Origin of the sequence: Endozoicomonas sp. ONNA1 (assembly GCF_024606325.1) — a bacterium.
In the GTDB taxonomy this organism is placed as follows: Bacteria; Pseudomonadota; Gammaproteobacteria; order Pseudomonadales; family Endozoicomonadaceae; genus Endozoicomonas_A.
Window position 1 is genome coordinate 17096 of record NZ_JAHHPN010000567.1, and the last position, 14553, is coordinate 31648.

Consider the following 14553-nt stretch of genomic DNA (forward strand, 5'->3'; position numbering starts at 1 on the left):
CAGGAAAAACCAAAAAGCAAAGACCAGTAAAAGTGGATGTACTATAAGTATCGAAATAGAGTGTAAGTTGGCTGCAGCGCTTTTCAGACAGTTCATTCGGTCACGACTGTTTATCGACACTGACGGGGATACCGTTTTGAGATACTGAGAGCTGCAGTTTGGCTCTCATTTTTTTCAATTTTGTCATATTTCTGTAACACAGACCTTTTAAGGTACGCTCAATAATCTCTGCGACCAGTGCCATGTATCAACCAACAATAGAAGACAGCCCTGGTGTCGATTACAACACCCCGGCTCATAAACGTCATCAGTCACTTCGCTTTTTCAAAGATTACCTGACCCGCTGGGGTGTAGCGGTAGGTGGTCTTGGTGTTATTGCCGCCATCCTTCTGATCTTTATCTACCTCCTTTATGAAGTAGCGCCCTTGTTCAAAAGTGCAGAAATTGAACCCACCAGTACCTGGACACAGACGATTACCGGGGAGCAGCGCCCGCTCTATCAGAGCATGGAAGAACAGGCTGAACTGGCGTTCTCCATCACTGCCGACGGGGCCCTGACTTTTGCATCCACCCAAACCGGAGAGCAGAAATATCGCTATTCCCTGCCCCTTCCTGCCGGAACCTCAGTTACCACAATTACGAGTGCACCATCCGACAACAACCTGCTGGCAGCCGGTCTCAGCAACGGTCAGGTCATTATTTTCAAGCATGCTTACCAAATTACCTGGCCTGATGACAAGCGTTTGATCACACCCAAGGTCACCTACCCATACGGTGAAGAAGCGATTGATCTGGTAGCGGCTAACCAGGCTGTTTCACACCTGAGTATCAGTGACAGTGAAACTCAACTGTTGCTCACCGGTTATGGTGACAAGCGCCTCTATATGACCGCTTTTACCAAGGAAGAAGACTTCCTGACGGAAGAAGTCACGCTGGAAGAAGAAACGATCACCCTGCCTGCAGTGAATGGGCCTATTCACGATGTCCTGATTGCTCCGGATCAGCATTGGCTTTTCGTTCAGTCTGGTGCCGACGGCCTGACATTGATCGATATCAGCAACATTAATGAACCTCACGTCGTTTCAGAAACTGATCTGACTACCGACTCCGCCAGAGTAACGACCATGACGTTCCTGCTGGGTGGAGTTTCTCTGCTGATAGGCGACGAAACTGGCACGGTCAGCCAGTGGTTCATGGTCAGAGACGAACAAAACCAGTGGCACTTGCAAAGAGTTCGTGAGTTCGAGCTGGCCGGTGAACCTATTACACAGATAGTGCCTGAGCATCGCCGAAAGGGGTTTCTGGCAGCGGATGATAAGGGCAATGTTGGCATTTTTTACACCACAGCCAACAGAACCCTGTTGACTGAGAAGTTGACCAACGGCCCTGTTGAGCAACTGGTTATTGCCCCCCGAAGCAACTATATGCTGGTGAGTAGCAATGGCTCTACCGAATTCTGGCATGTTGACAATGAGCATCCGGAAGTATCCATGTCGGCTCTCTGGGGTAAAGTCTGGTATGAAGGCTATGAGAAGCCAGAATACATCTGGCAGTCATCCGCATCGAATAATGACTTTGAGCCAAAGCTGAGCCTGACCCCTTTGGCCTTCGGCACTCTCAAGGCCGCCTTTTACGCCATGTTACTGGCCACACCTCTGGCAATAGCCGGAGCCGTCTATACGGCTTATTTCATGGCACCTGCCATGCGCCGTAAAGTAAAGCCTGTGATTGAATTGATGGAAGCGCTGCCCACGGTCATTCTGGGTTTTCTGGCCGGTCTCTGGCTGGCGCCCCTGATCGAAAACAGTCTGGCGGGAATATTTGCGCTCTTGCTGATTGTTCCGATAGGCATTTTGCTCTTTGCTTTTGCCTGGGACTCGATGCCCGGTCGAATTCGTCACGCTATTCCGGAAGGTTGGCAAGCGGCCTTGCTGATCCCTGTTGTGCTGATCAGTGGTGCCATTGCCATGAATCTTAATGGAACCATTGAAGCCGCCCTCTTTAATGGCGACCTGAGAACCTGGCTGACGTCTGAGCTGGATATTCCTTACGATCAACGTAATGCTCTGGTCGTAGGACTGGCTATGGGGTTTGCAGTGATTCCCACCATCTTCTCTATCGCAGAGGATGCCATTTTCAGCGTTCCCAAACATCTGAGCTATGGATCTCTGGCACTGGGTGCGACGCCCTGGCAGACATTGGTGCGTGTTGTATTGTTGACCGCCAGCCCGGGCATATTCTCTGCCGTGATGATTGGTATGGGCCGTGCCGTGGGCGAAACGATGATTGTACTGATGGCTACCGGCAATACGCCAATCATGGACGCCAATATCTTTGAGGGCATGAGAACCCTGGCTGCCAACATTGCTGTAGAAATGCCGGAATCTGAAGTGGGCAGCAGCCACTATCGAATTTTGTTCCTTGCTGCACTGGTGCTCTTCCTCTTCACCTTTGTGGTTAATACTGCTGCTGAGATGGTTCGTCATCGACTGCGCAAGAAGTACAGTTCGCTTTAAGGAAGGAGCCGGAACATGAGCAATAAAATAAGCAAGTGGTATCAAACGGGTTCCCCCTGGGTCTGGCTGAATGCCGGAGCGGTCGCCATCAGTGTCATTCTTGTTGTCGGTCTTCTGGGTCTGATTGCAATCCGCGGTCTCGGTCACTTCTGGCCTGGACAAATTCTGGTGGCAGACTATGCCCCTCCCGGTCAGGAATCCCGGTTGATCGCTGGAGAAATAGCAGACACGGAAACCGTTTCTGCAACCCGTATTGAAGCGGCGGGTCTCCCGGTTCCGGAGGGCGTGGAAACACTGACTCGTGATTTGCTGAAAGTCGGTAACAGAGATGTCTCAGGCTCAGACTTTGCCTGGGTGATTGATCGTTGGCTAGAGAATCGCCGTTATCCTGAAAATATCGTTGCCCTGGAACGCCGTGAGTGGGGTAATTTCTACGGTTATCTAAACAGCATAAAACAGGACGGCAACGTCGTTGTAGAAGGCGATGCGGCTTGGCCAGAGTTCCAGAAGAGGCTGAATAGAGCTCTATCTATCTACAATGAAATCTACGCCATTGAAAAGCACGAAATAGGCTCCGTTAACGCTAAACTGGAACGCCTCCGTCTTGAACAGCGAGCCCTCGAACTCGATGGTACAGCCACCCCTCAAGCGCTTGCGGATATCGAAGCGCAACGGAAGGTCTATCAAGCTGAGTATAAGGTGATGGAAGCCAGACTGGGTGATTTGTATGTCGCTTTCAACCGTGACAGTCTGGTGGCTACAACCGTTGATGGTATAGAGATTGAGCAATCTTTTGGCAAAATCGTTCGGGCCTATAAACCTAATGCCATGACCCTGAGCCAGAAAATGCTTTTTTATCTCGACAAGGTCGGCGAATTTATCACTGACGACCCCAGAGAGGCGAACACAGAAGGAGGCGTTTTCCCAGCCATTTTCGGTACTGTCATGATGGTGATTCTAATGTCGATCATCGTGACTCCCTTTGGTGTAATAGCGGCTGTCTACCTCCGGGAATATGCTAATCAGGGCTGGCTGACACGAACCATTCGCGTAGCCGTAAATAATCTGGCCGGTGTCCCTTCCATTGTCTACGGTGTATTTGGCCTCGGTTTCTTCATCTACTTTGCCGGTAGCCAAATTGATCAGGTGTTCTTTCAGGAAGCTTTGCCAGCACCGACCTTTGGTACTCCCGGGTTACTCTGGGCATCAATTACTCTGGCCTTATTAACATTACCCGTTGTCATTGTTGCCACAGAAGAGGGGCTTTCACGCATTCCAAGCTCGGTCCGTGAGGGCAGTCTGGCACTGGGGGCGACCAAAGCAGAAACACTTTGGCGTGTCGTTCTGCCTATGGCCAGTCCTGCCATGATGACAGGGTTGATTCTTGCTGTTGCCCGTGCGGCTGGTGAGGTTGCGCCCCTGATGCTGGTGGGTGTGGTTAAGCTGGCTCCCAGTTTACCTCTGGATAGTAATTATCCATTCCTGCATCTGGATCAGAAATTCATGCACCTGGGCTTCCACATATACGATGTCGGCTTCCAGAGTCCTAATGTAGAAGCGGCCAGACCACTGGTTTACGCCACAGCTCTTCTTCTGGTTATTGTCATTGCGGTTCTTAACCTTTCAGCAGTGGCTATTCGCAACCATTTGCGTGAAAAATACAAGAGCCTGGAAGCATGAGACTGATTCGCTACAAAAAAACAGCCTTGAGCTATAAAAAAGTTTCCCTGAGTGTGCCAGGAAGGTTTAATTACGTATTAAAGGTAACATCATGCTGGATGAGGCACTGGATTTGAATACACCCACCCGGACAGAGAACAAACAGAGCAGAGTCACTCCTGAGACCAGCTCAACACCGGCGTTTAACCTCGAGAGTCTGGGACGCAGCCGTCGTAAGCTCAGTCTGGAACAGGAAGAAAAATGTCTGGATATCAGGAATTTGAACCTGTTTTATGGTGAGAAGCAGGCTCTGCACGATATCTCCCTGACCATCCCGAAACGCAGGGTCACTGCTTTCATTGGTCCATCAGGCTGTGGTAAATCGACTCTGTTGCGAAGTATGAACAGAATGAACGATCTGGTTGAAGGCTGCCGCATCGAAGGTGCCATTCAGCTGGATGACCAGAATATTTATCAGCAGGGTGTCAATGTCGCGGATTTACGCCGCCGCGTTGGCATGGTATTCCAGAAGCCAAACCCCTTCCCGAAGAGTGTCTATGAAAATGTCGCCTACGGTCTGCGCATTCAGGGCATCAACAAAAAGCGTATTCTGGATGAAGTCGTTGAATGGGCTTTACGCAGTGCGGCACTTTGGGACGAGGTTAAGGATCGCCTGCATGAAAGCGCCCTGGGCATGTCGGGTGGGCAGCAACAGCGTCTGGTTATTGCCCGCACAATTGCGGTAGAGCCAGAAGTTCTTCTGCTGGACGAACCGGCTTCAGCCCTGGATCCTATTTCAACGTTAAAAATCGAAGAACTGATTAACAAGCTCAAGTCCAGGTTCACCATCGCTATCGTTACCCACAATATGCAACAGGCAGCTCGTGTCTCAGACTACACAGCATTTATGTATATGGGTAAGCTCATTGAATTCGATGATACGGATACGCTGTTCACAAACCCGCAACAGAAACAAACTGAAGACTATATAACCGGCCGTTACGGCTAAATGCCATAGCTTAAGAATGCCATTGCCAAGAAAGCACCTGGAAAACTCATGGATACCAAAAGCGAACTTCTTAGCCATCATATTTCCCAGCAATTCAATCATGAACTGGAGGAGCTGCGAAATAATCTCCTGTCCATGGGTGGGCAGGTTGAAAAGCAGGTATCCGATGCGATCAATGCCCTGATCAATGCTGACAGTGAAGGGGCGATAGTGGTCTGCGAGAAAGACACAGACATTAACTATATGGAACTGGCTATCGATGAAGAGTGTTCCCGCATTCTGGCCAGACGCCAGCCAGCGGCCAGCGACCTCCGTCTGGTTATTTCCTGCTCCAAGGCCGCAACCGACCTGGAAAGGATTGGTGACGAGGCAGCAAAAATTGCTCGCTTTGCTATCAGCCTCAGTGAACAGGGAGAAGCGCCCAAAGGTTATATCGAGACCCGTCACATTGGTAACCATGTACGACAGATGGTTCAGGATGCACTCAATGCTTTTGCCCGTTTTGATGCTGATCTTGCTCTGGCAGTTGCCAAAGAAGATAAAACGGTCGATCGGGAATACAAGAGTGCAACGCGGGAACTGGTCACCTACATGATGGAAGATCCAAGATCCATCACCCGGGTTCTGAACATCATGTGGGTATTGAGATCATTGGAGCGGATTGGCGATCATGCCCGTAACCTGGCGGAATACGTTATCTATTTGGTCAAAGGGACGGATGTACGTCACATTGGTATTAAAAGAATCCAGGAAGAAGTCTTCGATAAGACCTGATCACTAAACTTCATTAGATCGCATTCAATAAAAACCCGAGGCGTACAGGACTCGGGTCTTTTGTACATCAGTTTTCCAGGCGAAGTCTGTTGAAAATGGCCTGCCCCAGAGGAATAAGATCTTTGTCTTTATCAGACACTTGATTAATTTTGTCTTGTAATGAATCTTTGTCATCGGGAAGCAGTCTGTCCGTCATATCGTAGTAGAGCATCAAAGTATTATGCAAAAAGTTAATACCGTTTATGCCCAAACAATTGATCGCAAAAGTTTTGAATTCAGCACCATCTTCTGCTTTATCAGAAACTTCAATGACATTCAGTTGTTCAGAGGCACGCACAAACTTATATAAAAAACCTGCCTCATTTAAGAGCCCCTTTAATTTGTCATGATTTTCTTCTAAAACACCAACCTCATCAAAAAGATCACGTAATGCCTGACACACAGCTTCCGGGTTGGGCAGACGGTCTTTAGCAATGGACAAAGCCTTAAAAACACTAGACTCCAGTTGAAAGAGGATATCTATTAACTCGCTGGCCAATGCTTTAGCCTCGTCAGAAGAAAAATCTTCGATACCAGCGCCTTTATCAACCAGTTTTTCCAGAAAGTCTTTCATCGACGATCTTGCTCTTTGCTCATAATGTTCAAGACGCCAGTTATGAAGTCTGGTGGCCACTTTCCATGGAGCCGCTTTCCGTTTATGAATTGACTTGTTAAATGACAATTCGGTTTTGGATGGGCTACTGGCTTTATCTAAAACCGTCGTTAAAACTTCAAGAGCTTGAACCAGTTTGCCACAAAACTTCCCATATAATCTTTTACAATCATTTTTAAAACCGGAAGGGCTTAAATGATTCGCAGCAAAAGACTTGATTCCTTCAAGACTCAAAAAACACCTCCTTGTCAAAAGAACATCAGACTGAATTTCTTATGTTATTAAAAACAATCAAACGTCAGATGTAAGACACTCTTCAATTGCTTTCTCATTAATTATTTAAGACCAATAAACTGCGCTAGTATTAATTTCAGATACCTTTTTACAGAATAAGCAGTACCTCTGTTCTTTTATTTTTATTTCAGTGGTAGGAACCATGAATTACAGTGCAGCTGCAGAAGATGCGAACGAAGAGTGGGGTATACCTGAGAGCGACCAAAAGGAGTTTGATCCTTTACTGGAATGCCTCAGTATTCTGACCAAGCATTATGGAAAGCCCTTTTCTCACGATTCTCTTCGAGCCGGATTACCCTTGGAAAACGGCAAATTGACTGCAGAGTTGTTTTCCCGTGCAGCAGAAAGAGCGGGCCTTGCGTCGAAAACTCACAAAAGAAAATTAAAAGACATTTCTCCTCTGGTCACGCCTACTGTCCTTTTTTTAAAAGGACGTAAAGCTTGCATTTTGATTGATATCGATCATGAAGAAGGAAAAGCCCGTGTGATTATTCCGGAAGCGGGAGAGGGTGTTAAAAGCATCGACCTCTCAGATCTGGAAGAGCACTATACCGGCTACACCATCTATGTCCGGGAAAAACACCGATATGATAAGCGAACTCCCACGACGCTGAATATTCGCTCCCGACATTGGTTCTGGGGCACAATTCTCGGCTCCTGGAGAATTTATCGAGATGTCCTGCTGGCCTCCCTGCTGATCAATATTTTTGTGGTGGCCAGCCCGCTGTTTGTCATGAATGTCTACGACAGAGTGGTGCCTAACCAGGCTTTTGATACCCTCTGGGTGCTGGCTGTGGGTGCCGTTATTATCTTCAGTTTTGACTTCGTTCTTAAAATGATTCGAAGTTATTTTATTGATCTTGCCGGGAAAAAGTCGGACATACTGCTTTCATCACGGGTTATGGAGCGGGTGTTGGGATTAAGCATGTCAGCCAAGCCTGCTTCGGTCGGTTCCTTTGCCAAAAGCCTTCAGGAATTCGAGAGCATCCGGGAGTTTATCACCTCATCGACGGTGATTGCCCTAGTGGATCTGCCTTTCACTCTGATCATACTGATGGTGATTTTCATTCTGGGTGGTCCATTGGCCTACGTTCCCGTGTTCTGCATGGCTCTAATAGCTGTGTACAGTTTTGCTATTCAGGAGCCTCTCAAGCGTTCCGTTGAGAAAACCCTGCGCTCTAACTCACAGAAAAACGCCACTTTGATTGAGAGTCTTTCAGGCATGGAGGCCCTGAAGATTGCCCAGGCAGAAAGCGAAATTCAATACAAGTGGGAAAAAGCAGTCGGCCACATAGCTACCTGGAGTATCAAAACCAAGTTATTGAGTTCCTCCGCATCGACGGTCAGTGCTTACGTTCAACAGATGTGTAACATTGCGCTGGTGTCGTACGGTGTTTTCCTGATTTCTGCGGGTGATATCAGTATGGGTGGTCTGATTGCAACCGTTATGTTGTCAGGTCGATGCCTGGCTCCCATGGCTCAGGTAGCCGGCCTTGCCACTCGCTATAATCAGGCTAAATCTGCTCTTGATGGACTTAACCAGATCATGGAGATGCCGGTAGAACGTCCGGCAGACCGTGACTATGTCAATCGTCCTGAACTCAATGGAAGTATTGAATTTGATGGTGTTAATTTCACATACCCGGGTCAGGAGATCCAGGCTCTGAGAAACATCAATTTGCACATCAATCCCGGTGAAAAAGTAGCCATCATCGGCCGCATCGGTTCTGGAAAAACCACGATAGAGAAACTGATTCTTGGCCTTTATGAGCCTGATGAAGGTGCCATCAGAGTCGATGGTATTGACCTGAGACAGATCAACCCTTCAGACCTTCGAAGCAGTATTGGTTGTGTCTCCCAGGACATCACCCTTTTTTATGGCAGCATCAAAGAAAACATCACCCTCGGCGCCAGTTTCGTTGACGACGCTGCCCTGCTGAAAGCGGCTGAAATATCTGGTGTTACCGAATTCGCCAACAAACATCCAAACGGTATGGATATGATTGTGGGCGAAAGGGGGCAAAACCTCTCAGGTGGGCAGCGACAGAGTATCGCCTTAGCAAGGGCACTTCTGATGAACCCACCCATTCTGGTTCTGGATGAACCCTCCAGCTCTATGGATAACACCACTGAGTTGCGCGTCAAAGAACAACTGAAAAAGCAATGCAAGGATAAAACCATTGTTCTGGTCACCCATAAGGCTTCCATGCTGGAGTTGGTTGACCGCCTGATTTTGGTGGATAACGGAAAGATTGTTGCGGACGGACCCAAGGATCAGGTTCACGCTGCCCTAAAGCAGGGCAAACTCAAAATCGAATAACCCTCATTCAGCAAAGAGCTGCCAATGACCTTGAACGGATTAAACAGGATCGTGCAATGAGCGAGTACAAGGACGATAAAAACGCTTCTGAAATACCAGAGAATCAGCCCCATGAGGCTTCAAATGCTCAATCAACGACTCCGCTTGAGGAGGCAGGGAATAAAGCCGGTTCTGATGATCAGGAAGCTCTGACCCAAGAAGCCATACTGGACGAGCCGGCAGAGCTGGACAGGCAGATTGATGAAGATGAAAGCCTGAAGAATACTTCTCCATTAGAAGACAATGTCAGCACCGAAGACCTGGAGTACATGTCGGATACCAGTGCAGCTATGTTAATGAAAGCCCCGAGAGGCGGCAGGTTGTTAATTTACACTATGCTGCTGGCTATTGGCTCAGCCATCACCTGGGCAAGTTTGGCACCATTGGATGAAATTACCCGTGGTATGGGTCAAGTTGTTCCCTCTTCTCATCTACAGGTCATTCAAAACTTTGAAGGCGGCATACTGGAAGAGCTTTTTGTCCATGAGGGCGAGCTGGTCAAGGAAGGACAGCCATTGCTGCAACTGGATGATACCCGCTTCAAATCCACTTTCAGGGAAGGCGCTGTTGAGTATTACAGTGAACTGGCCAAGGCCGCCAGACTCAAGGCTGAACTCTCCGGCAGCCCACTGAAGTTTCCTCCCGAATTGAGTAGCTACCAGGATTATGTTGACCGTGAGATCCAGATTTACCAGAGACGCGATGCCGGCCTCAAAGCCGAGCTTGATATTGTCAACAAGCAAGCCTCTCAAGCCAAGCACGAACTGGCCGCTTCCGAGTCACAGCTGGAATTTTTAACCACCAGTCTGGAGCTGGGAGAAGAGGAGCTGGAACTGACCAAACCTCTGGCTGATCAAGGCGTTGTTTCTCACGTAGAGATGATCCAGCTCAAGCAGAGAGTGAATGATCTGGCATCCGAGAAGAATATGACAGAACTGTCCATTCCCAAGCTGAACGACGCTTATCAGGAAGCTCTGGCACGTAAGCGAGAACTGACGATCAAATTCCGGGAAGAGGTGGTTCAGGAGCTGAAAGACGTTGAAGTCAAGCTGGATCAACTGTCTGAAACACAAACCAGTCTGGAAGATCAGGTCGTCAGGACACTGCTTCGCTCTCCGGTGGAAGGCATTGTCAAAAAAATCAATGTCAAAACCGTTGGCGGTGTTATACAGCCTGGCATGGATGTCATGGAAATTGTTCCTGTAGAGGAATCCCTGCTGGTTGAAGCTCAGATTGCCCCTAAAGATATAGGCTTTCTCAGGGAAGGTATGAAATCTGTCGTCAAACTGACGGCCTATGACTTTGCCGTCTACGGTGGGCTTGAAGGTGTGGTAGACCACATAAGTGCAGATACCATCAAGGATGAAAAAGGCGAAAGTTTTTACATCGTTCGCGTCAGAACCCATGAAAACCAGCTTGGCAACCCTGAAAAACCGCTGGAAATCATCCCGGGCATGAAGGCCAACATCGATATTATTACCGGGGAGAAAACCTTGATGGAATATCTCATGAAGCCGATTCTCAGGGCCAGACAAAATGCTCTGACTGAGCGATAACACTTCTCAGGAAGGGAATATGAATTCCAATTCTGATGGTTCCAGACCTGTCATCGGGCACGTTCAGGAAACGGATGGAGAGGTATTCGCCATCGCCCCTGATGGCAGCAAACGCATTCTTAAAGAAGGCGATCCACTCTATCTCAATGAGAAGGTAGTCTCTGAATCCAATAGCCCTGTCTCTATTCTTCTGGTTAACAGCGAAGTCATTCAACTAGAGGGGCAGTCTCAGCTTGTCATGCTGGAGAATATGCTTCAATCTGCACCACACTCTGATCTTCAGGAGTCATCAGAAGTTGTAGAGATACTGGACGCTATTTCAGAACGGGCAGACCCTGTTGACGTTTCTGAACCCTCTTCAGCAGGAGAAAGTCATCGTTTCTCTCAAGATCCCCCGGCCAGTGAAGATGACAGTTCCTCTCAAGATCCCATCCCCTCCAGTGGCCTTTCCGGTGAAGTCGTTGTACTGGAAAGAGATGCCACAAAATTAGAAGAGCAAAAAGAGACCGGGCCGTTGTCGGTGTCAGTAGAAGACATTGAAAGTTTACCTGAATACACTGAACCACTACTGACGCCTGAAACATACACCGAAGTATTAATCGTACCCCCTGTCGTCAATTACGCTCCCACTGCACAAAACATGGTGATGGGAAGCAGTGAGAGCGCTTCAGAGCTCGAAGGCAAATTGAATGCCTACGACAGCAATAGCGGACAAGCCCTGACCTTTAATCTGGTCACAACACCTGATTCAGGACAATTGATACTCAATGACGATGGCAGCTTTCGGTTCCTGCCCGGCAGTGACTTCGATTACCTTGCAGCAGGCGAACAATCTGTTGTCACGTTTATCTTTGAAGTCCTGGACAGCAGTGGCGCCCGTTCAAGGGCTTCTGTGGATATCATCGTCACAGGTGAAGACAACGATGAAGATGTCAACGATGCCCCGGACATTGCCGAACCGGTATCCGCGGAGATTGTCCAGAGTGATGGCGAAACAACCATCGACTTGCTCTCAAAGGCATTTGACAATGATCATTCCGACACCCTCTATGTGACTCAGTTACGATTGACTGAAGGCAATGAGGCAGGCGTCAGCATCGGTCTGGATGGCAGCAGCCTCAGTATTGACCCTGAAGTCTATAAATATTTGGCTGCTGGCGAAACAGAAACCCTGACCTACGAATACCTGGTAACGAATGCCAGGGGAGAGTCCGTTTTAGAATCTGTCACCATTACCCTCTCTGGCGACAATGATCAACCTGAGGTCAGTGAAGCTGTCATCCAGACGATTGATAAGGACAGCGGTGACGTTAATGTTGACCTGTTGGCAGGTGCATTTGACCTTGATTCAACAGACACTCTGAATGCAGTCTCTCTAAGGATAACCGCTGGCGATCCTTCAGGTATTACTATCGCTGATGATGGCAACAGTCTTGCTGTGGATGCTTCTGCTTATGAACATCTGGCTGCAGGTGAGTCTGAAGTCGTCGAGTACAGCTACGACATAGAGGATGGTCATGGTGGCGTTGTCAGCCAGAGTGCGTCTATTACCATTGAGGGCAGCAATGATAACCCGGAAGATATTGAAATCTCCGGAACCCATATTGATGAAAATCAGGATGGCGCGGTGGTAGGTACATTGTCCACCACCGACAAAGACCTTTCTGATACTCACACTTACACCGTCGATGACCATCGCTTTGAAGTGGTAGATGGCGATCTCAAACTGAAAGAGGGCATAGCCCTTGATCACGAAACCGATGAATCCGTTGATGTTGAGGTGACAACCAGCGATGTTGATGGTGCAACCTATTTAGAGAGCTTTACCATTGAAGTCAACGACATCAACGAAGCCCCCGTCTCCTTGGACAGCTCTACCACCATTACTGAAGACTCCCTCTATCGCTTCACCCTGAGCGACTTCCCCTTCAGTGACCGGGACAATGCTGACGCGCTGGAAGTAGTCGTTATTGAGACCATTCCAGTCATCGGATCACTGGAACTCAACGGCACTAAGGTATCTGAAGGCGACGCCATCAGTCGGGCTGACATTTCTGCGGGCTTGCTGACGTTCCTGTCTGAAGCCAATGAAAGTGGAAATAACTACACCCAATTTAACTTTCGGGTAAACGACGGTGAGCTTTCTTCTGATATCCAGACTTTCACGGTCAGCGTCACTCCAATAGACGATGCTCCTTTTGCAGGGAATGTTGACCTGGGATCAACCCTGGAAGACACCTCCTATGTCATCACTGCTGCTGATCTTTTGGCTTCAGCCAGTGACATTGATGGTGATAGCTTGAGCATTCAGTCGGTCACTCTGGCAGACCCTGCGACAGGTCATCTGGCAGACAATAATGACGGCACCTGGAGCTATACTCCCACGGCTCATTATTTCGGTGACGATGTCACTTTTAACTTCACAGTGTCAGATGGATCCTCAGGGGATGAAGCCAGTGCATCAGCCACTCTTGACGTCATTTCTGTCAATGATGCGGCTGTAGTCACAGCAGGAGGGACTCTCACTTACACAGAAAACGACGGCGATCAAGTAATAGAGGGTCATATCACGCTGACAGACATTGACTCTGTCACAATAGAGAGCGCCACGATCACGATCAGTAGCAATTTCGTGCCAGATGAAGACAGACTGGCGTTCAACGATCACAACGGGATTTCCGGAAGCTGGGATTTATCAACCGGCACCCTGACGCTCTCTGGTACCGCAACGGTCGCGGAGTACCAGGCAGCACTGAGAACAGTCACCTACTCAAACAGCTCCGAGTCACCCTCTACCGCTGATCGGATCGTCAGTTTCAGTGTTGATGACGGTCATGACAACAGTCATATAGCCACCAGTACCATCACGACAACTGCCGTTAATGATGCTCCGATTACGGCAGGCACCCTGGTGACGTCCGACGAAGATACGCCTTATATTTTCAGTACATCCGACTTCACTTTCTCTGACCCGGATGCCGGACAGACACTGCAAAGTATTAAAATCACTCAGTTGCCTCTGGCAGGTGCGTTGCTCTTTAACGGATCAGCTGTCACTGCGGGCATGGAAGTGACAAAAAATGAGCTGTTGGCAGGTCGTTTGAAATTTGAGCCTGCTCAAGATGAACATGGTAATCTGTACGCCTCATTCGAATTTCAGGTCAGTGATGGCCACCTCTTCTCATCTTCAGCGACTTTCGACTTCAGCATCACATCGGTCAACGATGATCCAACGGTTAGCACAGCCATTACGAAAAATTATGTCGAAGACTCGGCTTCAGTCAACATCGATCTGCTTGAGTCTGCTGCAGACGTTGACACGGGTGATAGTCTCTCCGTGACCCAGATCACCCTGTCATCCGGCGATGACTCTGGCATCACCATCAACGGAAACACCCTTACCGTTGACCCCGGTGCCTATGACTATCTTGCGAACGGAGTCACTGAAACCATTGTCTACAGCTATGACATAGAAGACGGCAATGGTGGCTCAGTTTCCCAGACAGCCACTCTGGTCATCACCGGTACAAACGACAACGCACAGATAACAGGTCTTGATACGGCAACCGTCACTGAAGACAGTCATGCCAGCACCCTGACAGTATCAGGCTCCCTCACCATCACTGATGCTGACCAGAGCGAAGCCTTCTTTCAAGCTGAAACCCTGACCGGCACCTATGGTTCTCTGACTATTGATGGCAGCGGTAACTGGAGTTATTCGGCGAGCAATAGCC

General features: G+C 48.7%; 8 protein-coding genes. 7 read left to right on the top strand and 1 reads right to left on the bottom strand.

Going from position 1 to position 14553, the window contains the following annotated elements:
• The first annotated feature begins 242 nt into the window (after positions 1-242).
• The 4 genes from KDK19_RS12970 to phoU all read left to right on the top strand — a co-directional run bounded on the left by KDK19_RS12970 (position 243) and on the right by phoU (position 5958).
• The gene (locus tag KDK19_RS12970) at positions 243-2516 is read left to right on the top strand and encodes an ABC transporter permease subunit (protein ID WP_257292129.1); all 2274 of its coding nucleotides are present in this window, start codon (positions 243-245) and stop codon (positions 2514-2516) included.
• Positions 2517-2531: 15 nt separating this feature from the next.
• Positions 2532-4196, top strand: coding sequence for a phosphate ABC transporter permease PstA (gene pstA, locus KDK19_RS12975; RefSeq protein WP_257254951.1), 1665 nt, complete (start codon positions 2532-2534; stop codon positions 4194-4196).
• A gap of 91 nt (positions 4197-4287) precedes the next feature.
• The gene (gene pstB, locus KDK19_RS12980) at positions 4288-5184 is read left to right on the top strand and encodes a phosphate ABC transporter ATP-binding protein PstB (protein ID WP_257254952.1); all 897 of its coding nucleotides are present in this window, start codon (positions 4288-4290) and stop codon (positions 5182-5184) included.
• Between the two features lie 48 nt (positions 5185-5232).
• Positions 5233-5958 (top strand): phosphate signaling complex protein PhoU, encoded by a 726-nt coding sequence (phoU, locus tag KDK19_RS12985; protein WP_257254953.1) that lies wholly within the window; start codon positions 5233-5235, stop codon positions 5956-5958.
• A gap of 67 nt (positions 5959-6025) precedes the next feature.
• Here phoU and KDK19_RS12990 read toward each other — a convergent pair whose 3' ends face one another.
• On the bottom strand, positions 6026-6844 hold the full coding sequence (locus KDK19_RS12990; protein WP_257254954.1) for a hypothetical protein: 819 nt from the start codon (positions 6842-6844) through the stop codon (positions 6026-6028).
• Positions 6845-7046: 202 nt separating this feature from the next.
• On the opposite strand from KDK19_RS12990, the gene KDK19_RS12995 reads away from it, so the two are divergent.
• The 3 genes from KDK19_RS12995 to KDK19_RS13005 form a co-directional block, all read left to right on the top strand.
• Positions 7047-9224 carry a type I secretion system permease/ATPase gene (locus tag KDK19_RS12995; protein ID WP_257281634.1) on the top strand — a complete coding sequence of 726 codons (2178 nt, stop codon included), beginning with the start codon at positions 7047-7049 and terminating at the stop codon, positions 9222-9224.
• Positions 9225-9280: 56 nt separating this feature from the next.
• Positions 9281-10819: an HlyD family type I secretion periplasmic adaptor subunit gene (locus KDK19_RS13000; RefSeq protein WP_257253684.1), complete on the top strand. Its 1539-nt coding sequence runs from the start codon at positions 9281-9283 to the stop codon at positions 10817-10819.
• A gap of 19 nt (positions 10820-10838) precedes the next feature.
• Positions 10839-14553 (top strand): retention module-containing protein (locus KDK19_RS13005; RefSeq protein ID WP_257292130.1); only part of this gene is annotated, 3715 nt, incomplete at its 3' end.